Origin of the sequence: Kribbella capetownensis (assembly GCF_004331485.1) — a bacterium.
Taxonomy (GTDB): Bacteria; Actinomycetota; Actinomycetes; order Propionibacteriales; family Kribbellaceae; genus Kribbella; species Kribbella capetownensis.
In genome coordinates, this window is the sequence record NZ_SJKD01000007.1 from 29,259 (window position 1) to 51,828 (window position 22,570).

The window sequence follows — 22,570 nt, forward strand, 5'->3', positions numbered from 1 at the left end:
GGTCCGTGGCGAGTGCCGCGGTATGTCCGGAACGTATTTCGGGAGGTGGCGACCCGGCGTCACAACATGTGGTGACTGACGATGTGACATGTCCGCACGGGACACGTGAGTGCTACAGCAGGCCGAGCTCGCGAGCGCGGCGGACGGCGGCCGAGCGGCTGTTGACGTCCAGCTTGGTGAAGATGCGCTTGGTGTGGGTACGCAGCGTGTTCAGCGAGACGAAGAGCCGGCGGGCCATCTCGGGGCCGGTCAGCTCGCTGTCGAGAAGGCGCAGGACCTCGAGCTCGCGTTCGCTGAGCGGGTCGGCCAGGGCTCCAGGCGCAGGTATGTCGGCAGCACCGGTGCCGAGGAGTCGACGGGCGTGCCGGCGCGGTACGTCGTACTCGCCACCCTCCTGCACGGACGCGGCCTCGTGGAGCAGGGCAAGCATCGGTGCGCCCTCGTCAAGGAACAAGCGCGTGTAGCCGTCCGGCTCAGGCGCCCGGGACAGCGCCGCATCCAGCTCGGCCAGAGCCTCCGGTCGTTGCCCGCGCGCCTGGTGGGTGAGGGCACGCAGCATGCCGATCTCCAGCAGACTGCCGGCCCGCGTCCGCTCAGCGGCGGCGTACAGCCGATCCAGCAGACCAAGTACGTCGCCCAGTGGCGCAGTGCCTGCGGCGAGCAGCAGCCGAACGAGCGTGAGGTGGTCGTACTCGCGCTGGAACGACGCTTCATCGGTCACCGTGACGTCGTGGTTGTCGGCCCACTCTTGGGCCGCAGCGAGGTCTCCGGCCGCGATGTCCACGCGAGCTCGCATGGCGGCGAGGGGGCGGAGGTCCGGGTAGAAGCCGGGCCGGTAGAGCGTTGCCGCGTGGTTGAGCAGCTCCCTGGCGGTGGCGTAGTCGCCGGTCGAGACGCACACCTGGGCGGTGACGACGTACCAGCGGTGCCGGTTCTCGGTGATCGAGCTGCGCTCGCCGAGCACTCTCGCTGTCTCGAGGTGGGCCTCTGCACTGACCAGATCGCCCAGCTCGCGGTCCAGCTCAGCCAGTCCGACATGCAGATCGGCGACAGCCCGCGGGTACGGCTCGCCGCCTCCGGTCGCGGTCGCCAGGGCCTGCTCGTACAGCCGACGTGCCCGGTGGGGACGGCCGGCAGTGGTCCACATGTCGCACAGCACCACTGTCGTGTCCAACTCGTCGATCAGGTTCCCCGCCGCGTGCAGGCTGCGGGCCGCCTCCGAGAAAGTAGCCAAGGCCTCCTCGACGTCACCGGCCGCCCACGCAGCCAGACCGAGGTACCCGGACGCGGCTCCCCGCACGAAGTGGTCCTCGGCGCCCGCCAGCCCCAGCGCCCGCCGGGCACACTGCACAGTGGCCGGTACGTCGTGCTCCGCTTGAGCAAGCGCCGCCCGGTAGACCCACAGGACCGCCGGTGCGGTGCGCAGGTCCTCGGTGTCGGCCCACGTTGCCGCGAGCACCGGGTCATGTGCGCCGGCCGCCAGCGCGGCCTCGGCATCGTCGAGCCGGTGCCCCATTCCGTCCAACTCGCCAGCCATCATCAGCGACCAAGCGGACACGATGCTCAGGACCGGGCTCCGCCGTACGACGGACTCCGGCAGCGACCGGATCCAGTCCAGCAGCAGGCTGTCCTGCCGTGCGCGCCGCAACTCCGGCACCGCCTCTTCCATCAGGTAGGCGGCACGGTCGTGGTCACCAGCGGCGAGTGCGTGGTGCACCGCGTCCGCGACCAGGTCGTGCGCGGCGTACCAAGCGCTCGCAGCCTGGTGCAGCGTCGGCAACTGCTCCGGGCGCTCAGCCATCAAGCGAGCGCGCAGGACGTCTCCGAAGAGGTGGTGGTACCGGTACCAGGAGCGCTCGGCATCCAGCGGGACCACGAACACGTTGCCGCGGTCCAGCTCCTCCAGCACCTGCCCAGCACCCGTCCCACCGGTGACCGCATCACACAAGTCACCGGTCAGTCGGTCCAGGACCGCGGTGCGAAGCAGGAAGTCCCGGACCTCCGCGTCCTGGCGGGCCAGGACCTCGTCCACCAGGTAGTCGATCACGAAACGGTGGCTGCCCGTGAAGGCTCCGATGAACTCGGCAACGTCCCCGCGGTCCGACATACCTCGCAGCGAGAGCGCAGCCAGCTGAAGACCGGCGATCCAGCCCTCGGTCCGTTCCTCCAGCGCGTGGACGTCGGTCTCGGTCAGCTGCAGGCCCATCATCTCGTTGAGGAACTCCCTCGCCTCCGTCGGCGCGAAGCGCAACTCCGCGGCCCGCACCTCAGTCAGCTGTCCGCGACTCCGCAGCCTCGACAGTGGGAACGGCGGATCGGCGCGTGTCGTCACCAGCAGATGCAGCTGATCCGGTGCGTGATCGAGGAGGAAGGTCATGGCCTCGTGCACCTCGGGCGCGCCGATCACGTGGTAGTCATCCAGTACGAGCAGCCAGTGGCTGTCCGGCGCCTGCCGCCCGGCACGCACGAGTTCATTGACCACCGCGATCATCGGCGCGTCGTCGAAGGCCGCCGGATCCAGGTCCAGACCGATGCCGGCCAGCGCCGCCCAGAGATGCGCGAAGAACCGCGGCAGCGCGTTGTCGCCCTCGTCGAGGGACAGCCATCCCACCCGCTCCCGGCCCGCGGCCCAGTCGCTGAGGAGCGTGGTCTTGCCGAAGCCGGCCGGCGCCGAGATGAGAGTGAGACGGTGACCGCGGTCCAGGGTGCGGTCGAGCCGGCCGGCGAGCCGCGGGCGCGCAACCAGTTCCGGCCGCCGGGCCGGCGGAAACAACTTGGTGGCGAGCACCGGAGTCGACACGTCCGGATCATAACGGCGTGCCGTCGGCCCCGAGTAGCGCTCAGAACTTGTTGCCTGCAGCAACGTCCAGGTGACTGTCGGGTTGAGCTGGGTTTGAGAGTGCGTGACGACTCTCCGCAGACGCGAGCGGAGTTGCGGGCGGGTTCGTAGGATTGTCATTCCGCACGGCCGCCCGGTGTGAGGAGAGCTCATGGAGTACAGATCGGCTCAGCACTCCATTCCGACAGCGACCCAGGGGGTTGCGCTGTGGGTGGCGGGAGCGTTCATATCGCTGGCCTGTTTCGGCGTCGCGCGGCTGAGCATCGGCACCGAAGGGCTGTTGTTCGGGGTCTTTCACGTGTCCGTGGTCGGCGCGATCCTGCAGCTGGCTCTCGGCGTCACCGCCCTGGTGATGGCGGGATCCGAGCGGCATTGCCGTGCGTTCCTGGCGGGCGCGGGACTACTGATGGTGGTCCTGCTGACCTATGGGCAGCTGGACCCGGCTCCGGTGGTCGCGAATCTGGTGCCGATCGGGCCGGCTGACGTGTGGCTGCACGTCGTACTCGCGCTCACGATGCTCGTGGGGGCCGCACTGCCGGTCAGAATCAGGTGGCAGCGGATCAGGTGGCGGAGGCCTAAGATGCGGCCGGCCGTTACGGGGGAGAACGGCCGGACCGCGAGTTGAACGTAACAACCCGGTCCGGCGACGCTCAAGGTGCCTTCAGCATTCGTCATCCGAGGGACATGCTCACACTGCGCGGCCCGATCCTGCCGTCATCAGATCGTCAAGTGGATGCGCTTCCAGTCGTCATCTCCGAACGCCGGTGAACTGTCCTTACCCGGAGAGTGAACTGGGCCCGAAACCCTGAATCCGTAGACGCGTTACGTATATGCACGTCCGCCTTTGTCCTGTCATTCTCAGGTCCGATGTTTGCGCCCCAGAACATCATCCGCCCCTTTGAAGGAGTGAGAATGACGCCCGATTCCCCCCCGCCCCGACGACGCACGCGCACCCGGCGACTGCTCGGTGTCGTGCTCGGCACCGCCACGCTGATGGTCACCACCGGGGTGGCCGCGTACGCCGCTCCGCTACCACACCTCCCGCAGAACGCCGGTGGATGGGAGCAGTCGTTCTCACCGGCGTACGACTACGACACCGACGGCTGCTACGCCGTACCCGCGATCGGGTCCGACGGCACGCTCAACCCCGGTCTCAACCCGACCGGCGCGGTGAACGGCAACTGCCGGGACCAGTCGGACCTCGACAACTCCCAGACGTACGCGCGCTCGAAGTGCAACAACGGGTGGTGTGCGGTGATCTACGCCAGCTACTTCGAGAAGGACCAGGCCGTGGCCGGCAGCAGCCTCGGCGGCCACCGGCACGATTTCGAACACGTCATCTCCTGGATCAACCAGTCGGCCAACCAGGTCGAGTACGTGACCACCACGCAGCACGCGAGCCAGGTCACCTACGCCCGGTCGCAGGTGCGCTTCGACGGCTCGCATCCGAAGGTCGTCTACCACAAGGACGGCGCGAGCACGCACTTCTTCCGGCTGGCCAACAGCAACGACGAACCGCCGGAGAACCACTACCACAACTGGCGCTACCCGCCGCTGGTCGACTGGAACGGCTGGCCCAGCACCGGCCTGCGGGACACCCTGATGACCGCGGACTTCGGTTCCGCGACCATCAAGATCACCGACAAGGACGACCGCTTCCGCAACCTCCTGAACGCTTCGAAACCCGCCGGCATCCCGTTCGATCCGTGGGCCTGACCATCTGAAGTTCCACAGACCGGGTCTGAGCGGGACGGCTCAGGCCCGGTCTGCCGGTGTCGATGAGGCGTGCGTCTCTCGCTGCCGGTGACGGAATTCATATCGGTGGGCGATGCATCGGGTGTGGAGTGGGCCGCATGAACGATGAGCCGCGGTTCCTGGTTCCCGCTGTGGTGTTCGTGGCCCTGGTCGTCGCCGTGGTCGGAAGCCTCGGTGCGCCGCTGATCACCGCGGTCGCCGACCAGTACGACGTATCGCTGGCGGCATCCCAATGGACGTTGACGATCCCCCTGCTGTCGGGCGCCGTGGCCACTCCGGTCCTCGGCCGGCTCGGATCCGGACCGCATCGCCGCAGAGTCGTCCTGACCACTCTGGGACTCGTCGTGCTCGGCAGCACGCTGACCGTCGTACCGCTCCCGTTCGCCGTCCTGCTGATCGGGCGTGCGGCGCAGGGGACCGGGCTCGGTCTGACCGCCTTGATGATGGCGACCGCCACCGACCACCTGGGCGAGCGGCGGGCTGCGAGCACGATCGCCTTGTTGTCGGTGGCATCGACCGCCGGCATCGGCGTCGGCTATCCACTGGCCGGCGCGTTGACCGACGCCGCCGGCATCCGCGCGGCGTACGGCCTCGGGCTGGTGGTCACGGCCTTGGCCTTCGTCGCCGCGTTCGTGGTGCTTCCGCAGGCGCCGCCGCGGCCGGGCCGCCGGGTCGACGTACCTGGAGCGGCTCTGCTGACCGCCGGCCTGCTGGCACTCCTGGTCGTCATCAGCCAGACCGAGCTCTGGCGAGACCACCCGGCCTGGACAGCGGTCATCCTGGCCGGTGCCCTGCTTCTCCTCGCGGTCTGGGTCGTCGTCGAGACCCGTGTCGCGCATCCGCTGATCGACATTCGTCTGCTCCGGCATCCCGCCGTCGCGGGAGCGAACCTGGTGATGTTCACCGGCGGCATCGGCATGTACCTCCTGCTCGGCCTGATCACCCGCTACGTCCAGACACCCGCCTCGACCGGCTACGGCTTCGGCCTGAACACCTTCGAGGCCGGTCTGGTCCTCGTCCCGTTCTCGGTGGCCGGCTTCGCCGCCGGGAAACTCCTGCCACGGCTGCACGTCAGCCCGCGGACCCGGCTCGCCGCGAGCGCCACGACGGTGCTCGTCGCCTTCGTGCTCTTCGCGTTGAGCCGCGCCCACCTGGCCGGACCCGTGGTCGCGATGACTGTCCTCGGCCTCGGCGTCGGAGCGTTCGCCGCGTCCATGCCGGCGGTCATCCTGGCGGTGACGCCGAAGTCCGAGACGGCCAGCGCGATGAGCGTCAACCAGGTCGTCCGCAGCATCGGCTTCTCGATCGGCAGCGCCCTGACCGGCATCATCCTCGCCGCGCACACGACCGCTCAGTTCCCCACCGAGCCGGCCTACGCCACCGCGGCCTGGACCGGCGCGGCCATCACCGCCGCAACAGTTGTCCTCACCCTCGGCGTACTGCGGCGGAGCTGAAGTGGTTGCGGAAGTCGCGCGGGCTCATCGCGTTCTGCGCGCGGAAGCGGCGGTTGAAGTGCGAGAGGTTGGGATAGCCGCAGCCGGTCGCGATCGTGCTGATCGGGGTGTCCGACTCGATCAGCCGACGGGACGCCTCGGCCAGCCGTACGTCGTTGACGTAGTCGGTGAACGTCCGGCCCGTGTGCCGCCGGAAGAAGCGGCTGAACGCGTCGGGTGACATCGAGACCAGCGCCGCGGCTGCACCGATGGCGAGGCGTTCGGCGTAGTCGCGACGTACCAGGCCGATGACGCGGTCGATCCGATCTCGGGCTGCCGCGTCGACATCGCTGACGAGGGATCGGGTCGCGATGGTCTCGGCCGGCTGACGGGCCAACGACACCAGGATCTCGAGGACAGCCAGCGTCCGGCGGGCCGCGTCTGTGGTGTTGCTCAGGGCAACCATGGCTTCCGGGACACCGTCGGCGCCGTCGAAGCGCAGACCACAGTCGGATCGGGCCAGCAGGCGCCGTACGCCGTGGAACTCGGGCCGATCGAAGAACCCGGCGCCGAAGGCGTCGTACAGGAACTGCACAGTGACGGCCTCATGCCACCCGGCCGCCTCCGACTCCCAGGTGTGCGGGGTCTCCGCCCCCAGCAGGACCAGATCCCCGGGACCGTAGTCGGCGACCCGGTCACCGACGTAGCGCCGGCCCGATCCGGCGACGATCAGCGTCAGCTCGTACTCCGGGTGGTAATGCCAGTCGAACCCGAACCGCGGCTCCGCCCGCAGCCCGAGATGCCACGACTGATGCGGCGAGGCAGGGATGTGCTCGTACGTCGGCCGCATGCCAGAACAGTACTCTGCCGACACCCATCCGCCATCGGCTTGACTGAATTGGTCAGCAGAGTACCGGTTTTGGCCGCTGCACGCGTGGCACTCTGGTCGCCGATGAGCAGAAACTGGTCACCAATCGCCGATTGGGAGGCCCGATGACCACCACCGCCACCGAACTCGACCAGCGGTACGCCGTCGGTCCGGGCAGCGTCGACCAGTACGCCGCCGACGGCTACGTGAAGCTTCGCGGCGTACTGAGCCCCGACGTCGTGACGCACTACGAGCCCGAGATCACCGAGCAGGTCCTCCGGATCAACACCCAGCACCTGCCGCTGGCCGAACGCGACACCTACAGCCGCGCGTTCCTCCAGGTGGAGAACCTGTGGCGGCACAGCGACGCGGTCCGCGAGTTCGCCTTCTCCCGCCGTCTCGCCGGGATCGCCGCCCAGCTTCTCGGGGTGCCGTCCGTGCGGCTGTACCACGACCAGGCCCTGTACAAGGAGGCCGGCGGAGGCTTCACGCCGTGGCACGTCGACCAGCACTACTGGCCGCTGTCGACGGACCGCACCGTCACCGCCTGGGTTCCGTTGCAGGACACTCCGATGGAGCTCGGTCCGCTGACGTTCGCGGCCGGCAGCCACCGATCGGGGTACGGCCGACAGCTCGAGATCAGTGACGAGTCCGAGGCCAAGCTGGACACCTTCGTGACCGAGTCGGGGTTCCGCGTGGACGATTCGCCGTACGCGATCGGGGACGTCAGCTTCCACTCCGGCTGGACGATCCACCGCGCCCCGGGCAACTCCAGTACGACGCCACGCCGGGTGATGACCGTGATCTACATGGACGCGGCGATCGAGATCGCGCCGCCGGCGAATCCCTTCCAGCAGGGCGATCTCGCCGCCTTCCTCGACAACCGCGCACCGGGCACCGTCGCCGACGGACCGTTGAACCCCGTCCTCTACTGACCTCCGGTTGCTGCTGGCAACAATCTCAGCAGTGCCGGGACCGGATGCCGAGGCCGGCGGCGATGTCGAGGGCCATCAGCGAACGGCTGAGCGTCTCCAGGCAGGGCTGGCCCGACGTGGGCGTGCCGTACAGACAGAGCGCCTGGCGGCCGTCGGTGGTCCAGCCGGCCGGCTCGATCTCGCCCTGGTCGTCGAGCAGCGGCAGCCAGCCCTCGTCCCGCAGGTAGTCGAAGGCCTCCTGCCGGTCCGCGGAGTTGAGCGACAGTCCGCCCACACGGCCCGGGTCGTGCAGGCTGTCCGACCAGACAGCCTGCACAAGCGGGTCCTCTGGCGCAGCGACATCGGTCTCCGGACGCGGGGTGACCAGATACCCGGTGCCGCTGCGCGGATCGAGGTAGGCGGTATGAGCGGCGAACTCGACGATGGTCACATCGACATAACCCGGTACCCACGGGTCGCGGTCGAAGTGGCTCATGAGCGGTCGGCGGTCCTCACAGTGGGCGGATGACGTGGGGTGTCTGCAGCGCTTCGCCGTCACGCAGCCTCGACTTCGAAGACCTTGTCGAGGCCGGTCCGGCGCAGTACGTCGGTCATCTTCCGGCTGGCGTGCCGGATCACGACCCCACCGCCACGCCGGCGGCAGGTGCGGTGCGTGTCGAGCAGCTCGGCCAGCAGGGTCGACGAGATCTGGCCCAGGTCGGACACGTCGACCACCACCAGGCAGACACCCTCCATCACGAGCCCGCGCAGTCGCCAGCGCAGTGCGGTCAGGCCGCCGTTCAGGTCGGTGTCCGACAACGTGACGATGGCCTTCTGGGGAAGTGGACCGTGGGTCGTCTCGGTCATCGACGAGTCCTCCGATGCAGTTGTGGCACTGGTACAACCCTGCGCCTCGGACTTTGAGATCGGTGGTGGTCCTTCTTTACGATCGGATGACATGCGGTGCCCAGCCCGTCACAACGGCGTTCGGAGTTGCGAGGATGTGCCGGTGCCGATGCAGGTGTTGATCGTGGAGGACGACGATCGCATTCGGGCCGTACTGCGGCTCGCCCTCGAGGACGAGGGCTACCAGGTCGCCGAGGCAGCGGATACGCCGACGGCGCTGGAACAGGCACGGGCCGCGATGCCGGACCTGATGATGGTCGACCTGATGCTCGGCGAGATCGACGGCTACACCTGCATCCGGGAGATCCGCCGGATCAGCGACATCCCGATCGTGATCGTCAGCGCGCGGTCCGACACCCACGACATCGTGGCCGGCCTGGAGGCCGGCGCGGACGACTACGTCACCAAGCCGTTCCAGGTGAAAGAGATCACCGCGCGGCTGCGGGCACTGCGCCGGCGGCTGCGGACCAGCGCGGAGGCGGCCGAGCCCGACATCGTGCTCGACTCCGATCCGGGCCGGAGGCTGGTGCTGTCCACCTCCCGTGGCGCGGTCCGGCTGGACAGCAAGGACGTCCCGCTGACTGTCACCGAGTACCGGCTGCTGGTCGAGCTGGCCTCGCCACCCGGCCGGGTGCTCAGCCGGTCGGCGCTGCTGGCCTCGGTCTGGGAGCACGGGTACTACGGCGACGAGCGCATCGTCGACGTCCACATCAGACGATTGCGCACGAAGGTCGAGCGTGATCCCGGACGACCTCAACTCGTGACCACGGTCCGGGGAATGGGCTACCGGCTGGATCCTCGATGAGATTCGGCGTGCATGCCCTGGGGCTGCGGCACCGGCTGGTGCTCGCCTTCGCCGTGGTGGCGCTGCTCGTCTCCGCTGTGTTTGCCATCAGCACCTATCTCCTCGCCCGCGGCTACCTGCTCGCCCAGCGGGAGAACGTCGTCCAGCACCAGACGTTCGCGGATGCGGCGTACGTCCAGCGCCGGCTGTCGAGTGCCGGCGCCGATGTCTCCGCGGTCCTGACCGCGGCCGGAACCCCGGCGGGTCACTCGATCATCCTGCGGTGGCGGGACCAGTGGTACGCGTCCGCGCTCGACGAGGGGCGGGACGCCGTACCGCGTGGAGTGCTGGAAGAGATCGCGAACGGCCGTCCGGCCAGTCAGCGGTTCCGGTCGGACGACGAGGCGTACATGGTGGTCGGGGTGCCGCTGCCGTCGGTCAACGGACAGTTCTACGAGATCGCCCCGCTCAGTGAGCTCGACGGGAACCTGCGGCTGCTCAGCGGGATCCTGATGGGTGGTGCGGCGCTGGCGACCGCCGCGGGTGCCGGCCTGGGGCTCTGGGCGAGCCGATCCGTGGTCACGCCGCTGAACCGGGTCGCCGTCACCGCCGCGTCGATCGCCGGCGGCGACCTCGACACCCGGCTGCCCGCGACGGAGGACCCGGAGCTCGCCACGATCGTCGGGTCCTTCAACAGCATGGTCGACACGTTGCAGCAGCGGATCAATCGCGACGCCCGGCTGGCCGCCGACGTCAGCCACGAGCTCCGCTCCCCCTTGACCACACTCGTCGGCAGCGTCGACCTCCTGAACGCCCGGCGCGACGAGCTACCGGAGCGGTCACAGCGGGCCCTGGACCTCGTCACCGCCGACCTGCAACGGTTCCGGCGGCTGCTCGACGATCTGCTCGAGCTGGCCAGATCCGACGGCGGACTCGATCAGCGGCCCAGCACGACCGTCGATCTGGGCGAACTGCTGCGCCAGGTCCTCGGCGAGGCCGGCCGCGAACCCGCGATGCTGCGCGGGGGAACGGACGTCGTCGTGAAGGCCGACAAGCCTCGCCTCGGCAGGCTGTTCCGCAACCTGTTCGAGAACGCCGAGACGCACGGCGGCGGGCTGACCGCTGTCGAGGTCGCCCGGGTCGACGAGGACGTCCTGGTGCTGGTCGACGACGCCGGTCCGGGGATCCCGCCACACGATCGCGAGCGCGTGTTCGAGCGGTTCGCCACCGGCGCGACCAAACGCGGATCGTCGTCAGGGACAGGACTCGGTCTGGCACTCGTTGCGGAGACTGTCGCGATCCATGGTGGTGCGGTCTGGTGTTCGGTGGCCCCGACCGGCGGCGCGCGGTTTGTCGTACGGCTCCCGGAGGTGCGGTCATGAAGGCGATCGCCGTGGTCGTGGCGGCGGCTCTGGTGCTGGTCGGCTGCGGGGTTCCGGTCCAGGAGGAGCCGGCGCCGATCGACCCCGGTGCGATGCCGTCCCGGCTGCGCACCCCTAGCCGGCAGATGACAGGACCGACCGCGACGACGTCGGGACAAGCAACGGTCCAGGTGAACTTCGTCCGGCGGGACCGGCTGGTCGCGCTGAAACGGGATGCCCCGAGCACGACGTCGACCGAGTTGATGAACTCCGTACTCCAGGGTCTGCAGGACGGACCGACCGCGACCGAGCAGGCCGCAGGCCTCACGTCCGCTCTGCAACCGGGCCTGACGTTGAGCGTGATCAGCGTGCAGGCGAAGAGCGTCGTACTCGAGCTGTCCGGGGAGACCGGCGGCCGGTCCGCGACCGAGAACGTCCTGGCCGTCGGGCAGATCGTCTTGTCCGTGACCGCGTTGCCGGCCGTCGACGAGGTGACGTTCTCGCACAACGGGGTACCGGTCGAGGCGCTGCTGGCGGACGGCGCGCTGACCACGAAGCCGCTCACTGCCAAGGACTACGAGGCCTTGCGGTCGCAGTGAGCAGGCCCGGGTTTGACGAGCATGCTGAGGAAACTTTGAGATCGTGTGTCGTTCGCCCTCCGCGCCCCCACTACGCCCCGTGAGCGGGATACACAGGACCGTGAGCGGTGCCCGAGGAGGAGAGAACGTCGTGGCTGAGCGTCCGTCCGCGCCCGGACCAGCCGGACCGATGGTGACGTGGTCGGTCGCGATCGGCGTGGTCGCGGTGGCCGGAATCGCGCTGGCCCTGGTCAAGGCGTCGCCCTCGGTCGCGCTGATCGTGTTCGGCTCCGTCGCGATCGCGGCCGCGATCCTGGCGGTAGGCCTGGTCAGATCACGCCGGCGGACCACGACACCCTCGGAGCAGCAGATCATCGACGCCGACCTGGTCAAGTGGTCGGACGCCGAGTTGTACGCCGTCTGGGTCGCGACCGACGCCGAGGTGGTCCGCGAGAGCCAGTCCGACTACACCGAGACCGCTGCCCGGGCCCGGGATCTCCTGCTGTCCGAGATCGCGCGCCGGCGCCCGGCCGAGACCGCCGCCTGGCTCAGGTCCAACAACGCCCTGAAGGGCGAACCACCCCGCTTCCTGTTGTCCTGAAGCTGTCAGCAGCCCCGCTCTGATCACGGGACGGCGAGAGTCAGGACGACCTCGTTGGCGTGAATGGTGAGGTGGCCGCCGGTGGCTTCGGCGTACCGGCGGGCGATGTCGAGCCCGAGGCCGGTGGAGCCCCGGTCACTGCGGCCACGCTCACCGGCCCCGAGCGGGATGCCTGGTCCCTTGTCCGCGACGGCGATCCGTACGACGTTCTGCTCACGGGTCAGCGTGATCCGGGCCGGCGTACCGTCCGGGGTGTGCGCGACGACGTTCTCCACCAACGCGTCGAGCGCGGCGCCGAGGTCCTCGGCCGATGACCGCACCATCGCGGGCGGTTCCGGAAGATCGAGGGCGAGCTCGCGGCCTTGATCCTCGAACAGCGGTTCCCAGAACGCCGCCCGGTTGCGCGTCACCTCGACCGCGTCGCAGTGCGGGACCCGGCCTTCGCGTTGCGGACGCCGAGCGGCGCTGATCACGGCAGTGAGCGTCCGTTCCAGGCTGGTCACCTGGGTGTTCAGTTCCTCGGCACGTTCGCGGTCGGGCAAGGCTTCGACCTGTAGCCGGAGCGCGGTCAACGGCGTACGCAGCCGGTGGGAGAGATCGGCGACGGCCTCGCGTTCGACCGCGATCACCTCGTCGATGCGGTCGGCCAGACCGTTGAGCGCGGCACCTACCTTGGCGACCTCGGCCGGGCCGGTGGTCGGAGCACGGGCGTCGATGTCGCCCTTCGCCAGGCGTTCCGCCGTACTGGCCGTCTCCTCGAGCGGGCGGACGAGCCGGCGGGTGACGAGTTCGGCGCCGACGATGCTGAGCAGGAGTACGGCGAGGCTGCCGCCGATCAGGATCAGCAGGCGCGGAGTGAGACCGTCGTACAACTCGTCGGTGGTCAGGAACAGACAGACCGAGGCCGGACCCTGCGGAGTGCCGACGGCGACCTCGACCGCCATCCCGCCGTCGAGCGAGCGATAGTCCACGTCGCCGAGCTGTGGCGGACCCTTCCGATCGTCGTCGTCGTAGTCGGCCGGCAGCGGTTGCGGGGCCGGCACTCCACCCGGTGGTGGGTCGCCGAGCGTCGTACCGTCGGGCAGGCGGACCGAGATCGTGCCCGGTCCGTCCTTGCTGAGCCCTTCGATGTACGCCGTGATGTCGTAGGCGCTGTTGCGCCTGTCACCGACGTAGTACGCGACCGCCTCGGCCCGGTACCGCGCCCGCTCCTTCGACTCGTTGGCCGTCGTACTGCGCATCAGCAACACCAGCGGTACGGCGAACGCCAGCACGACCAGCGTGGTCATGCCGACCGAGAGGAACAGGATCCGGCGGCGCACGGTCAGTCCCCCGACGCCAGCTTGATCCCGACGCCACGGACGCTGTGCAGGAACCGCGGCTCCGCGGCTGTCTCACCGAGCTTGCGCCGCAACCAGGACAGGTGAACGTCGACGGTCCGGTCGCCGCCGCCCCACGGCAGACCCCAGACCTCGGCCAGCAGTTCGCGCTTGCTCACCACGGCCCCCGGCCGGCGAGACAACGCCAGCAACAGGTCGAACTCCTTGCGCGTCAGGTCGACCGGCGAACCATCCACGGTGACCTCGCGACTGCGCGGATCGATCCGCAACGCGCCCAGATCGACCGTCGACTCGCCTTGCTCGCCGCCTTGGCCGAGGCGTCGCAGTACGGCCCGGATCCGCGCGTCGATCTGGGCAGAACTGAAGGGCTTGATCACGTAGTCGTCCGCACCCGCGTCGAGCAGCCTCACCATGCTCGCGTCGTCGTCCCGCGCCGTTGCCACGATCACCGGTACGTCGGTCACCGCGCGAACCATGGCCAACACGTCCCGGCCGTCCAGATCCGGCAGACCAAGATCCAGCAGCAGTACGTCGGGCCGATCGCGGGCGACCGCAGCCACGCCATCGGCGCCGGCGGCGACGGCCGTGACGACATGCCCGGCCGCCGTCAGGGACTTGCCCAGCGACGTCCGGATCGCGTCATCGTCCTCGACGAGCAACACCCGCGCCATCCGTTGAGCGTAGCTTTGTCACTCCAGTTGGAGCTGTGCCGGCGCTCGGACGCCGGTGCTGCGAAGTTCGAGGTTGGCGAGCCGCCCGATCACGGTGGCGTCGCCCTCGCGCCAGGCGGTGACCGGGTCGTCGGAGATCTTCGCGAGCTTGTGCATGGGCTGGTTGGCCATCGCGCGCAGCGCGAACAACTGGAGGTCCGCGTCGCTGTCGATGAACTTCTGCGCCGCGGTCGCCCGCCGGGAGAACCGGATCCGCGGCGGCAGCCAGATCAGCAACGCCAGCAACACCGGCATCCCGATCGTCACGCCGGCCAGGACGTACGCCAACTGCTCCACGGCGTGTGCCTGGTCCCGCCCGGCCTCGGCCAGCTTGCCCGCGGCCGCCGCGGCGCCGTCCACCGGCGACCGCAACTGGTCGCCGACCACCGGCACCTTGCCCATCGGCTCCGACAACCGGCGCAGGTCGCCCGCGAGCCCGTCACCCGCCTCGGCCGCCTTCCGTCCAGGCGCTCCGAGGGCGTTCGTGATCCGGAACACCAGCAGACCTGCCTCGACCCACAACCAGACCCAGCCCACCAGCAGCAGATCCCCCAGCACCTGCCGGAACCGCTGCGTCCCCACGTCGGAGTAGAGCTTCACCGCGCCATCCCTTCATCGGGCCGTTCATCGGCTCCGTGCGCGGTGAGACTAGAGGGTCGTACGCAGATCCCAAAGCAACGGATAGTAACGAAGATCCAACCGGCTGCGCAGGTAGCCGGCGCCGGAAGAGCCGCCGGTGCCTGGTTTGGTGCCGATCATGCGCTCGACCATGACCACGTGCCGGGCCCGCCAGGCCGCCGCCAGCTCGTCGTGCTGGAGCAGGACCTCGGCGAGCTCCCAGACCGCGGCGTAGTGGCTGCGGTCACCGGCGACCTTGCGCAGCGCGTCCCGGACGGAGTCCTCGGTGCCGGTACCGAACCCGGCCTTCTCGAGGACGACGAGGAACGCGTCCCACAGGGTCGGCTCCTCCAGCCGCCGGCCGAGACGCTCCTTCTCCACCTCGGTCAGGCCGCGGAACCGGCGGACGAACGACGGGTCCTTCGCCCCGGACAGGAACTCGATCTCGCGGAACTGCACCGACTGGAACCCGCTGGCCGGCGACAACCGGTGCCGGAACTCTCCGAAGTCCTGCGGGGTCATCGTCTCCAGGATGTCGACCTGCTGGGTGAGCGTGCGCTCGATCGTGTGCACGCGGCGGAGCAGGTGCTCGGCCAGCCACAGTTCGCCGGACAGCATCGCGTCCCGGGAGGCGGTCAGCTCGTGCAGGACCTGCTTGAACCACAGCTCGTAGACCTGGTGGATCGTGATGAACAGCAACTCGTCGTGCGCCGGTGGATCCGACTCGAGCCGCTGCTGGTCCAGCAGCTCGGCCAGCCGCAGGTAACTGCCGTACGTCAGCCGCCCGCCGGCCTCCCCGAAATGCACATCAACGCCATCCCACCGCCCCGCCACCCCGTCACCACTGCTCATGCGCCCGAGGGTAGCCGACGGGTGCGTGACCGGTCAGGGATTCGCTCGTTGGAGGTGGGGTACGCCGAAACGAGGAGTTGCATGTCCGCCACGGTCGAGACGCCGCTGATCCCGGGACCGATCCAGGGACCGACCCGGGAAGAACCGCAGATCGAGGCGTTGCTGCTCGGGGACTACGGGTCCCTGGTCCACCTGGCCTATCTGATCCTCCCGCCTTCGATCAGCAGGTCACGGCGGATCGCCGCCGCCCACGCCGTCGTGCAGCGCGCGCTGCCGCCCGGGCTCCCGCTCCCGAGCGGCGACCCCCGGGAGTTCCTCCGCCTCCGCGTCGTCCAGGAAGCCGGCCGGCAGGCGTCGGCTCAGTCGATGCTCGATCGGCTCGGCGGTCTCTTCGCACCGGCCGACTCGCTGGGCTTCGAGCCCTGCGCGACGACGATCGACCGCACCACGATCCGCCGGCGCAACCGTCGCGGCCGCCGGCTGGCGATCGCCGTCACGCTCCCCCTCACCCTCGGCATCCTCGCGTCCCTGCTGCTGTCCTGACGCCTCTCGGGTTGTCCTGGGCAACGAACAGGCCCTGATCCGCTCGTCGGGTGCAGGTTCGGTCCAGGGTGCGTCCACCGCGGGTCCAAGGGTGGGTCCAGACGGTCCTGATTCCGGTTCGGACCGGCTGCCCAGGGTGGAAAGGTGGTTGGTGAGCCGGGCAACGGTCCCGCGAACCGACTTGACCTGGGGGTGAGCTGGTGGCGGATCCGATCGCCGACGAGCTGCAAGGGCTCGCCGGGACTGGGCTCTACCGGCGGAACGCCTTCCGGGTGAGCGGTCTGGTCGACCGGCGTGGACCGGCGCACCGCCCGGCAGGTCGTGCAGCGGTTGCGCGCGGCCCTCGAGGTGGGCGCCGACCAGATCGCCATCCTGCTGAACAACTGCGCGGTCAAACTGCTCGACCGCGGCGAGGTGTCCGACGGCCGGGCCGACGATTGGCTCAACCGGGCGGCCGGCCCGGTGATCGACCCGCGGGACGCCGCGATCGTGTTCGGCGTCGTGCGCTGGGCTCAAGCCAGCCGACTACGACATCAACGAGGCCCATGCCGGGTCGCAGGCGTGGCTGTGGTTGTGGTCGCGGTTGTGGATGGCGGGATCGCCGTACTCGGCGGAGACGATGAACCGGTCGCTCAGCCGCCACAGGAGGTCCAGCCGACGTCGACACCGAGCGTGGACACGAGTGCGCAAGAGGAGGCCGCGGAGCTGGCCCGCAAGCTGGCTGCCCTGGAAGCGGAGCGACAGGCGTCTGCTGCTGCGGTCGCGAACAAGCTGGAGCTGATCGAGCGCAAGGTCGCCGGACCTGGGGTGGTCGTGCAGAGGCTGTCGGGCGCGGTCCACGTGCTCTTCGCCGAGGGTCTGTTCTCCGCCGGCACGGAGTTCGGACCGGACCGCCAGGACGCACTGGTTGCCCTAGGCAAACGACTGCCGGGCCTCGACGCCGCGATCACGGTGACCGGCTACTCGGTCGTCGTACCCGGGAGCAGCACGTCGGGCGGATCGCGTACGGCGCTCCTCCGCGCGCGCACCGCCACACAAGAGCTCAGCGCCGCATCGGGCCTCCCGCCCACCGCCTTCGCCATGCAGTCCGGCGACCAAGGCCGGCCCCCGTTCCGGAACGCCGCCCAGAACCGAACAGTCACCCTCACCCTGACGCCACGCTAGAGGCTGTGGCGGGAGAGGAAGTCGCGAACGGCGGTGTTGAACCGTTCTGGGTGCTCCATGCTCGGAACATGTGCGGCGTCGGGGAAATCCACTCGCTCAGCACCGTTGACTCCGACTGTCAGCAGGTCGGCGGACGCCTGCGTGCCGGTGGTGTCGAGCGCACCGATGACGACGAGCACCGGGCACGTGATGTCCTGGAGCCGGCCGGCGGCGGGAGGAGACAGCGGCAGGACCTGTGGCTCTTCTTCACTCCTCGTCTCGATCGCGTGGATCATCCGTCGGACGTGGTCGCGCACCGCCTCCGGTGCGCGCCCTTCGGGCTGCAACGGGCCGTCGGTCCAGAGATGCGTCTTCAGGTCGACCAGCGCGTCCCACTCCTTCGCCTGCCACAGCGCCTCGATACGGTCGAAGACTGCCGTCTGCGCCTGCGGCGCTTCATGCGACGAGCCGCTGACACCACCGCAGACCCAGACGAGGCCGGCGACTCGATCCGGCTCCTCCACGGTGAAGTCGAGGCTGTGCTGACCGCCGCGCGAGCAGCCGACGACCACCGTCCGCCCGATCTGCAGGTGGTCCAGCACAGCGCGAAGGTCGTCGACCGGGGAGAACTCGACCGCATCCGTTCTCGATCGCCCGAAACCCCGGCTGTCGAAACAGACCACGGTGTGGTCCGTCGCGAACTCAGCGACCTGCTGTTCCCACATGGTCAGATCCGCGATTCCCGCGTGCACGAAAACGATCGGCGGCCCGTGGCCGGTCCGTTCGAAGTAGAGCGCCCCACCGGGCACAGGTACATGGCCGCTGTCCATCGGGCGAGCGTAACGATCCTCGGGACCCGCGGCGGCGGTGGGGTTCGCTGACGGATCGGTGGTGCCATGATGTGCGGCATGGAGCTGAAGCTGTCGGCGTCGTACGACGCCACCCCCGAGGAAGTGTTCGCGATCGTCACGGACGCCACCTTCCGCGAGCAGGCCTGCGAGAAGACCAAGGCGCTGTCGTACAACGTCGAGGTAGCCAAGTCCGGGAGCGACACGGTTGTCAAGGTCCGCCGGGAGATGCCGTCGGACGGCGTCCCGGACTTCGCCAAGAAGTTCGTCGGTGAGACGCTGACCCTGGTCCAGACCGAGACCTGGCACGCGGCCAAGGCGGACGGGTCCCGCGACGCCGACGTCTCCGGCGAGATCGTCAACACCCCGGTCACGCTCAGGGGCACCGCCAGCATCACCGGTGGCGGCGGTCAGGCCGTGCAGGCGATCGACCTGGACGTCAAGGTCGCCGTACCGCTGATCGGCAAGAAGATGGAGCCGTTCGTGGTGGACGCGATCCGGTCCGGCCTGCAGAAGGAGCATGAACTCGGCCGCGAGTGGCACAACGGCACCAACTGAGGCTTCCCCGGGTCCCCGGCGGCGGGCGTCGTACGACGCCCGTTCCGGGGACTCGTGTGTCGCTACCCGGGGTGGCTCACCCGCGGTGGCAATCTGAGGAGCGCGGGGTGCTCTTCGGAGGTGAGCCAGTCATGCGGAAGCCAGTCTTTCGTCAGAAGGGTCAGCGCACGGAGCCGGGCGAGGAATCGCAGTTCTGCGTCTTCTGTGCCACGGTGATGCCGTTCGAGCGGATCGAGGCACCCGATCACCTGGTCGAGGAGCCCGACGAGTGGATCTGCGTGAAGTGCGGGTCCGCACTGCTGATCGATCCACCCTTGCAGGAGTTCCACCGCAGCGCCTGACCAGCATGGTTCCTGGTTACAGACAAGGGCTCGTGTTCGGAAGATGTTCCCTCGGTTACTTGTTCGGTACGCGGGGTAACGTCCAGCGCATGAGTCGCACCATACGGGGATTGGACGCCGAGCAACGGCGGGCCGAACGGCGTGAGCAGCTGCTGGATACGGCGCTCAATCTGTTCGCCACCAACGGCTATCTCGGCACGTCCATCGAGCAGATCTGCAGTACGGCGTACATCGGGACGAAGAGCTTCTACGAGCTGTTCTCCAGCCGGGAGGAGTGCTACGTCGCCCTGTTGCGGCGGACCTCGGAACGGCTGCAGGAGCGGATGGCCGGCGTCGCCACGCAGGCAGCCGGCAACGAGCGGCAGGAGGCGCCGCGGCTGCTCGCCACCTTCGTGCACGAACTCGTCGACGACCCGCGCATCACCAAGGTCACCTTCGGGATGGCGTCCGGGATCTCCGAGGTGGCCGAGCGGCAGCGGCGGGCGAACCGGCGCTGGGCGGCCGGCTTCCTCGAGCAGCTCTGGGACCGGTACGACGGACCGCCCACCGGCCGGGATGCCTCCGACCAGCGGGCGGTTCGTCACAGCGTTGCGATCGGCCTCGTCGGCGGGTTGTTCGACCTGATCTCGGACTGGCTGCTGGACGCGAACCTCAAGAACCAGCGCCAGATCGAAACCCTGATCGACGACCTGACCACCTTCTACATCACCGTCCGCCGAGGCCTCACCACCTAACCCACGCGCGGCCCCACCAACTACAGCTTTTGCTTTTCTTTCCTTAGCCCTGGTGCGGCCCCACCAACTACTGCTTTTGCTTTCCTTCCTTCACCCCTGGTGGGGGTACCGGTAGTCGGTCGGCGGCGCGAAGGTCTCCTTCATGGAACGCGGGCTGGCCCAGCGGATCAGGTTCCACATCGAGCCGGCCTTGTCGTTCGTCCCGGACGCGCGCGCACCACCGAACGGCTGCTGTCCGACCACCGCACCGGTCGGCTTGTCGTTCACGTAGAAGTTCCCGGCCGCGAACCGCAGGTACTCCGCAGCCTCGGCGACCGCGTGCCGGTCCTGGGCGATCACGGCACCGGTCAGCCCGTACGGCGCGGAGTGCTCCATCCCCCGCAGCACGCTGTCGTAGTCGGCGTCGTCGTACACGTGCACGCCGAGGATCGGGCCGAAGTACTCGGTGCTGAAGATCTCGTCGGTCGGGTCGGCCGACACCAGCAGCGTCGGCCGGACGAAGTACCCCTCGCTGTCGTCATAGGTGCCACCGGCAACGACCTCGATCGAGTCGGTCGCCGCGGCCCGGTCCAGCGCCGCCTTGTGCTTGGCGAACGCGCGGTCGTCGATCACGGCGCCGATGAAGTTCGACAGGTCGGTGACGTCACCCATGGTCAGCGACTCGGTCTCGGCGACCAGGTCGTCGCGGATCCGGTCCCACACCGAGCGGGCGACGTACGCCCGCGAAGCGGCCGAGCACTTCTGGCCCTGGTACTCGAACGCGCCGCGCACCATCGCGGTCTTCAGCACCGCCGGGTCCGCCGACGGGTGCGCCAGGATGAAGTCCTTGCCACCGGTCTCGCCGACCAGCCGCGGATAGGTCTTGTACGACGCGATGTTCGCGCCGACCGTGCCCCACAGGGACTGGAACGTCTTGGTCGAGCCGGTGAAGTGGATGCCGGCCAGATCCGGGTGGGTCAGCGCGGCCTTGCTCACCTCGAGGCCGTCACCGGTGACCAGGTTGATCACCCCGTCCGGCAGCCCCGCGGCCTCCAACAGCCGCATCGTCCAGTGCGCCGCGAACTGCTGCGTCGGCGACGGCTTCCAGACCACGGTGTTGCCCATCAGCGCGGGCGCGGTCGGCAGGTTGCCGGCGATCGCGGTGAAGTTGAACGGCGTGATCGCGTAGACGAAGCCCTCCAGCGGCCGGTAGTCGACCCGGTTCCACACCCCCGGCGACGAGATCGGCTGGTCGCTGACGATCTGCCGCGCGAACGCCACGTTGAACCGGAGGAAGTCGATCAGCTCACAGGCCGCGTCGATCTCGGCCTGCTGCACGGTCTTCGACTGGCCGAGCATGGTGGCCGCGTTCAGGGTGTCGCGCCACGGACCGGACAGCAGGTCGGCCGCCTTCAGGAAGATCGCAGCGCGGTCGTCGAACGACAGCGAACGCCAGGACGGGGCCGCCGCCAGCGCCGCGACCACGGCCGCTCGGGCATCGGACTCGGTCGCGTTGCCCAGGGTGCCGAGCACGTGCGCGTGCCGGTGCGGCTGGACCACCTGGATCGACGTACCGCCACCCAACTTCTGCTCACCGCCGATGGTGCAGGTCAGGTCGATCGCGCCCGCCGACGTGAACTCCTTGAGCTTCGCCTCCAGGCTCGCGCGCTCGGCTGATCCGGGAGCGTATCCCAACACTCTCTCATTGGCGGGCGTCGGAACGACGGTGACGGCATCCATACTGCGGGCTCCTCGATCTGGTGGTGTGGATCGTGCGGGTACGCCGTGCGGGTGGGCGGCGCGCTCGCTGGTGATACGAGCATGGTGCCACGACCGACCACCTGAAACGAACCTGACCATGGACCTGACCAGGAGCTCTACTGGTCAGGTGAGGAAGCACCCGCCCCGCGCCTCAACATTTGTAGCATACGTTTCACTCGAGCCGGCTCCGCCGTCGCCATTCCAGCAGCCATCACCAGCAGGTCGAGCGGGTCCACGTCCGCCCGCAGCCGACCGTCTCGCTGGGCTTGCCCCACCAGCCGTCCAACCGTCTCGACCATGGCCGCATGCCACTCCTCGTGGAGCTCCGACCGCCGCGCCGACGGCTCCAGGCTGCGCGCCAGATCCCCCTTCTCGGCCACGTGCCGGACGAAACGCTCCAGCCAATCGAACACGTCAACGCTGTCGTCGACCGCGCACAGCTCGGCGACCTCCTCGGCGTACACGGCGACGATCAGGTCGTCGCGGGTCGGGAAGTGGCGGTACAGCGTGGCGTTGCCGATCCGGGCGCGCCGAGCGATCTCGTCGAGAGGTGCCTGGGTGCCGAGCTCGACGAAGACGGCCTGCGCGACCGCGACGAGCTGGTCGCGGTTCCGCTGGGCATCGGCACGCAGTGGCTTAAGTGGGGACATCCCTGGTTAGACTAGCCGACGAATCGAAACCGGGGATCTCCCCAGTTAGGAGCGTCAGATGGAGCTCGACGACCGGATCGCGATCACCGACCTGATCTCGATGCACGGCCACCTGGTCGACGCCGGCGAGCCGCCGGACCGGCTGTTCACCGAGGACGTCAGGTACGACGTCTCGGACCTCGGCGGAGGTGTGATCGTCGGCACCGCCGCGCTGTGGGAGGCCGGACTGGCTCTCGGCGACGGCAACCCGGTCGGTCACCACATCACCAACGTCGTGCTGACCGACGTGGGCCCGGACGAAGTGGCGGGTCTCTCGAAGGCCATCGGGATCATGGCCGACGGCAGTTGCGCGAGCCTCACGTACAAGGACGTCGTCGTTCGCACACCGAGCGGCTGGCGGATCAGCCACCGGAAGATCATCCCCCGTCGCCGGCCGCTCGGGCGGTAGGGCGCC

25 protein-coding genes are annotated in these 22,570 nt (G+C 69.0%); 14 read left to right on the top strand and 11 right to left on the bottom strand.

Annotated features, from left to right (window positions below):
- Positions 1 to 112: 112 nt before the first annotated feature.
- Complete coding sequence (locus E0H75_RS28120; protein WP_131516689.1) at positions 113 to 2,800, bottom strand: winged helix-turn-helix domain-containing protein; 2,688 nt, start codon at positions 2,798 to 2,800, stop codon at positions 113 to 115.
- A gap of 190 nt (positions 2,801 to 2,990) precedes the next feature.
- Here E0H75_RS28120 and E0H75_RS28125 point away from each other — a divergent pair, with 190 nt between their 5' ends.
- The 3 genes from E0H75_RS28125 (at position 2,991) to E0H75_RS28135 (ending at position 6,048) form a co-directional block, all read left to right on the top strand.
- Complete coding sequence (locus E0H75_RS28125; protein ID WP_131516690.1) at positions 2,991 to 3,464, top strand: DUF4383 domain-containing protein; 474 nt, start codon at positions 2,991 to 2,993, stop codon at positions 3,462 to 3,464.
- Between the two features lie 287 nt (positions 3,465 to 3,751).
- A complete protein-coding gene (locus E0H75_RS28130) occupies positions 3,752 to 4,555 on the top strand; it encodes an NPP1 family protein (protein ID WP_202873210.1) in 804 nt (267 codons plus the stop codon).
- Positions 4,556 to 4,692: 137 nt separating this feature from the next.
- Positions 4,693 to 6,048, top strand: coding sequence for an MFS transporter (locus E0H75_RS28135; protein WP_131516692.1), 1,356 nt, complete (start codon positions 4,693 to 4,695; stop codon positions 6,046 to 6,048).
- On the opposite strand, the gene E0H75_RS28140 is transcribed toward E0H75_RS28135, so the two are convergent.
- A complete protein-coding gene (locus E0H75_RS28140) occupies positions 6,020 to 6,877 on the bottom strand; it encodes an AraC family transcriptional regulator (protein WP_131516693.1) in 858 nt (285 codons plus the stop codon). The two genes, E0H75_RS28135 and E0H75_RS28140, sit on opposite strands and share 29 nt — an antisense overlap.
- A gap of 143 nt (positions 6,878 to 7,020) precedes the next feature.
- Here E0H75_RS28140 and E0H75_RS28145 point away from each other — a divergent pair, with 143 nt between their 5' ends.
- The gene (locus tag E0H75_RS28145) at positions 7,021 to 7,830 is read left to right on the top strand and encodes a phytanoyl-CoA dioxygenase family protein (RefSeq protein WP_131516694.1); all 810 of its coding nucleotides are present in this window, start codon (positions 7,021 to 7,023) and stop codon (positions 7,828 to 7,830) included.
- A 25-nt stretch (positions 7,831 to 7,855) separates the two neighbouring features.
- On the opposite strand, the gene E0H75_RS28150 is transcribed toward E0H75_RS28145, so the two are convergent.
- Positions 7,856 to 8,305, bottom strand: coding sequence for a hypothetical protein (locus E0H75_RS28150; protein WP_131516695.1), 450 nt, complete (start codon positions 8,303 to 8,305; stop codon positions 7,856 to 7,858).
- A 59-nt stretch (positions 8,306 to 8,364) separates the two neighbouring features.
- Positions 8,365 to 8,676: an STAS domain-containing protein gene (locus E0H75_RS28155; RefSeq protein WP_131516696.1), complete on the bottom strand. Its 312-nt coding sequence runs from the start codon at positions 8,674 to 8,676 to the stop codon at positions 8,365 to 8,367.
- Between the two features lie 148 nt (positions 8,677 to 8,824).
- Between E0H75_RS28155 and E0H75_RS28160 the strand changes: the two genes are divergently transcribed.
- From E0H75_RS28160 to E0H75_RS28175, 4 genes are all read left to right on the top strand, one after another.
- A complete protein-coding gene (locus E0H75_RS28160) occupies positions 8,825 to 9,520 on the top strand; it encodes a response regulator transcription factor (RefSeq protein ID WP_272948940.1) in 696 nt (231 codons plus the stop codon).
- Positions 9,517 to 10,881: a sensor histidine kinase gene (locus E0H75_RS28165; protein WP_131516698.1), complete on the top strand. Its 1,365-nt coding sequence runs from the start codon at positions 9,517 to 9,519 to the stop codon at positions 10,879 to 10,881. Before E0H75_RS28160 ends, E0H75_RS28165 begins: the two co-directional genes overlap by 4 nt.
- The gene (locus E0H75_RS28170; protein ID WP_131516699.1) at positions 10,878 to 11,459 is read left to right on the top strand and encodes a GerMN domain-containing protein; all 582 of its coding nucleotides are present in this window, start codon (positions 10,878 to 10,880) and stop codon (positions 11,457 to 11,459) included. The genes E0H75_RS28165 and E0H75_RS28170 overlap by 4 nt, the downstream gene beginning before the upstream one ends.
- Positions 11,460 to 11,589: 130 nt before the next feature.
- Positions 11,590 to 12,039: a hypothetical protein gene (locus E0H75_RS28175; protein WP_131516700.1), complete on the top strand. Its 450-nt coding sequence runs from the start codon at positions 11,590 to 11,592 to the stop codon at positions 12,037 to 12,039.
- 23 nt (positions 12,040 to 12,062) lie between these two features.
- Here the strand turns inward: E0H75_RS28175 and E0H75_RS28180 are convergent, their stop codons facing one another.
- The 4 genes from E0H75_RS28180 to E0H75_RS28195 are packed head-to-tail and all read right to left on the bottom strand — an operon-like array spanning position 12,063 to position 15,559.
- Positions 12,063 to 13,361: a sensor histidine kinase gene (locus tag E0H75_RS28180; protein ID WP_131516701.1), complete on the bottom strand. Its 1,299-nt coding sequence runs from the start codon at positions 13,359 to 13,361 to the stop codon at positions 12,063 to 12,065.
- Between the two features lie 2 nt (positions 13,362 to 13,363).
- Positions 13,364 to 14,050, bottom strand: a complete 687-nt coding sequence (locus E0H75_RS28185) for a response regulator transcription factor (RefSeq protein WP_131516702.1) — start codon at positions 14,048 to 14,050, stop codon at positions 13,364 to 13,366.
- Between the two features lie 18 nt (positions 14,051 to 14,068).
- Positions 14,069 to 14,689 carry a hypothetical protein gene (locus E0H75_RS28190; protein WP_131516703.1) on the bottom strand — a complete coding sequence of 207 codons (621 nt, stop codon included), beginning with the start codon at positions 14,687 to 14,689 and terminating at the stop codon, positions 14,069 to 14,071.
- Between the two features lie 48 nt (positions 14,690 to 14,737).
- Positions 14,738 to 15,559, bottom strand: coding sequence for a tryptophan 2,3-dioxygenase (locus E0H75_RS28195; protein ID WP_131516704.1), 822 nt, complete (start codon positions 15,557 to 15,559; stop codon positions 14,738 to 14,740).
- Between the two features lie 81 nt (positions 15,560 to 15,640).
- On the opposite strand from E0H75_RS28195, the gene E0H75_RS28200 reads away from it, so the two are divergent.
- On the top strand, positions 15,641 to 16,102 hold the full coding sequence (locus tag E0H75_RS28200; protein WP_131516705.1) for a hypothetical protein: 462 nt from the start codon (positions 15,641 to 15,643) through the stop codon (positions 16,100 to 16,102).
- Positions 16,103 to 16,396: 294 nt separating this feature from the next.
- Entirely contained in the window at positions 16,397 to 17,266 is an 870-nt protein-coding gene (locus E0H75_RS28205; protein ID WP_131516706.1) for a hypothetical protein, read from the top strand.
- Here the strand turns inward: E0H75_RS28205 and E0H75_RS28210 are convergent.
- Positions 17,263 to 18,075, bottom strand: a complete 813-nt coding sequence (locus tag E0H75_RS28210) for an alpha/beta fold hydrolase (RefSeq protein WP_131516707.1) — start codon at positions 18,073 to 18,075, stop codon at positions 17,263 to 17,265. The two genes, E0H75_RS28205 and E0H75_RS28210, sit on opposite strands and share 4 nt — an antisense overlap.
- Before the next feature lie 78 nt (positions 18,076 to 18,153).
- On the opposite strand from E0H75_RS28210, the gene E0H75_RS28215 reads away from it, so the two are divergent.
- The 3 genes from E0H75_RS28215 (at position 18,154) to E0H75_RS28225 (ending at position 19,726) form a co-directional block, all read left to right on the top strand.
- A complete protein-coding gene (locus tag E0H75_RS28215) occupies positions 18,154 to 18,651 on the top strand; it encodes a DUF2505 domain-containing protein (RefSeq protein ID WP_131516708.1) in 498 nt (165 codons plus the stop codon).
- A 131-nt stretch (positions 18,652 to 18,782) separates the two neighbouring features.
- Positions 18,783 to 18,992, top strand: a complete 210-nt coding sequence (locus tag E0H75_RS28220) for a hypothetical protein (protein WP_131516709.1) — start codon at positions 18,783 to 18,785, stop codon at positions 18,990 to 18,992.
- Positions 18,993 to 19,081: 89 nt separating this feature from the next.
- A complete protein-coding gene (locus E0H75_RS28225; RefSeq protein WP_131516710.1) occupies positions 19,082 to 19,726 on the top strand; it encodes a TetR/AcrR family transcriptional regulator in 645 nt (214 codons plus the stop codon).
- Positions 19,727 to 19,816: 90 nt separating this feature from the next.
- Here E0H75_RS28225 and pruA read toward each other — a convergent pair whose 3' ends face one another.
- Complete coding sequence (gene pruA, locus E0H75_RS28230) at positions 19,817 to 21,445, bottom strand: L-glutamate gamma-semialdehyde dehydrogenase (protein ID WP_131516711.1); 1,629 nt, start codon at positions 21,443 to 21,445, stop codon at positions 19,817 to 19,819.
- A 137-nt stretch (positions 21,446 to 21,582) separates the two neighbouring features.
- The gene (locus E0H75_RS28235; RefSeq protein ID WP_131516712.1) at positions 21,583 to 22,116 is read right to left on the bottom strand and encodes a TetR/AcrR family transcriptional regulator; all 534 of its coding nucleotides are present in this window, start codon (positions 22,114 to 22,116) and stop codon (positions 21,583 to 21,585) included.
- A gap of 58 nt (positions 22,117 to 22,174) precedes the next feature.
- On the opposite strand from E0H75_RS28235, the gene E0H75_RS28240 reads away from it, so the two are divergent.
- Positions 22,175 to 22,564, top strand: a complete 390-nt coding sequence (locus tag E0H75_RS28240; protein WP_131516713.1) for a nuclear transport factor 2 family protein — start codon at positions 22,175 to 22,177, stop codon at positions 22,562 to 22,564.
- The last annotated feature ends 6 nt before the right edge of the window (positions 22,565 to 22,570 follow it).

What these genes read in the sequence shown, in the direction of transcription:
- E0H75_RS28215 (WP_131516708.1), top strand. Translation starts at nt 18,154, where the DNA reads ATGGAGCTGAAGCTGTCGGCGTCGTACGACGCCACCCCCGAGGAAGTG.
- E0H75_RS28140 (WP_131516693.1), bottom strand. Translation starts at nt 6,877, where the DNA reads ATGCGGCCGACGTACGAGCACATCCCTGCCTCGCCGCATCAGTCGTGG.
- E0H75_RS28145 (WP_131516694.1), top strand. Translation starts at nt 7,021, where the DNA reads ATGACCACCACCGCCACCGAACTCGACCAGCGGTACGCCGTCGGTCCG.
- E0H75_RS28130 (WP_202873210.1), top strand. Translation starts at nt 3,752, where the DNA reads ATGACGCCCGATTCCCCCCCGCCCCGACGACGCACGCGCACCCGGCGA.
- E0H75_RS28225 (WP_131516710.1), top strand. Translation starts at nt 19,082, where the DNA reads ATGAGTCGCACCATACGGGGATTGGACGCCGAGCAACGGCGGGCCGAA.
- E0H75_RS28165 (WP_131516698.1), top strand. Translation starts at nt 9,517, where the DNA reads ATGAGATTCGGCGTGCATGCCCTGGGGCTGCGGCACCGGCTGGTGCTC.
- E0H75_RS28150 (WP_131516695.1), bottom strand. Translation starts at nt 8,305, where the DNA reads ATGAGCCACTTCGACCGCGACCCGTGGGTACCGGGTTATGTCGATGTG.
- E0H75_RS28170 (WP_131516699.1), top strand. Translation starts at nt 10,878, where the DNA reads ATGAAGGCGATCGCCGTGGTCGTGGCGGCGGCTCTGGTGCTGGTCGGC.
- E0H75_RS28200 (WP_131516705.1), top strand. Translation starts at nt 15,641, where the DNA reads ATGTCCGCCACGGTCGAGACGCCGCTGATCCCGGGACCGATCCAGGGA.
- E0H75_RS28155 (WP_131516696.1), bottom strand. Translation starts at nt 8,676, where the DNA reads ATGACCGAGACGACCCACGGTCCACTTCCCCAGAAGGCCATCGTCACG.
- E0H75_RS28160 (WP_272948940.1), top strand. Translation starts at nt 8,825, where the DNA reads ATGCAGGTGTTGATCGTGGAGGACGACGATCGCATTCGGGCCGTACTG.
- E0H75_RS28125 (WP_131516690.1), top strand. Translation starts at nt 2,991, where the DNA reads ATGGAGTACAGATCGGCTCAGCACTCCATTCCGACAGCGACCCAGGGG.
- E0H75_RS28185 (WP_131516702.1), bottom strand. Translation starts at nt 14,050, where the DNA reads ATGGCGCGGGTGTTGCTCGTCGAGGACGATGACGCGATCCGGACGTCG.
- E0H75_RS28240 (WP_131516713.1), top strand. Translation starts at nt 22,175, where the DNA reads ATGGAGCTCGACGACCGGATCGCGATCACCGACCTGATCTCGATGCAC.
- E0H75_RS28195 (WP_131516704.1), bottom strand. Translation starts at nt 15,559, where the DNA reads ATGAGCAGTGGTGACGGGGTGGCGGGGCGGTGGGATGGCGTTGATGTG.
- E0H75_RS28235 (WP_131516712.1), bottom strand. Translation starts at nt 22,116, where the DNA reads ATGTCCCCACTTAAGCCACTGCGTGCCGATGCCCAGCGGAACCGCGAC.
- E0H75_RS28135 (WP_131516692.1), top strand. Translation starts at nt 4,693, where the DNA reads ATGAACGATGAGCCGCGGTTCCTGGTTCCCGCTGTGGTGTTCGTGGCC.
- E0H75_RS28220 (WP_131516709.1), top strand. Translation starts at nt 18,783, where the DNA reads ATGCGGAAGCCAGTCTTTCGTCAGAAGGGTCAGCGCACGGAGCCGGGC.
- E0H75_RS28210 (WP_131516707.1), bottom strand. Translation starts at nt 18,075, where the DNA reads ATGGACAGCGGCCATGTACCTGTGCCCGGTGGGGCGCTCTACTTCGAA.
- pruA (WP_131516711.1), bottom strand. Translation starts at nt 21,445, where the DNA reads ATGGATGCCGTCACCGTCGTTCCGACGCCCGCCAATGAGAGAGTGTTG.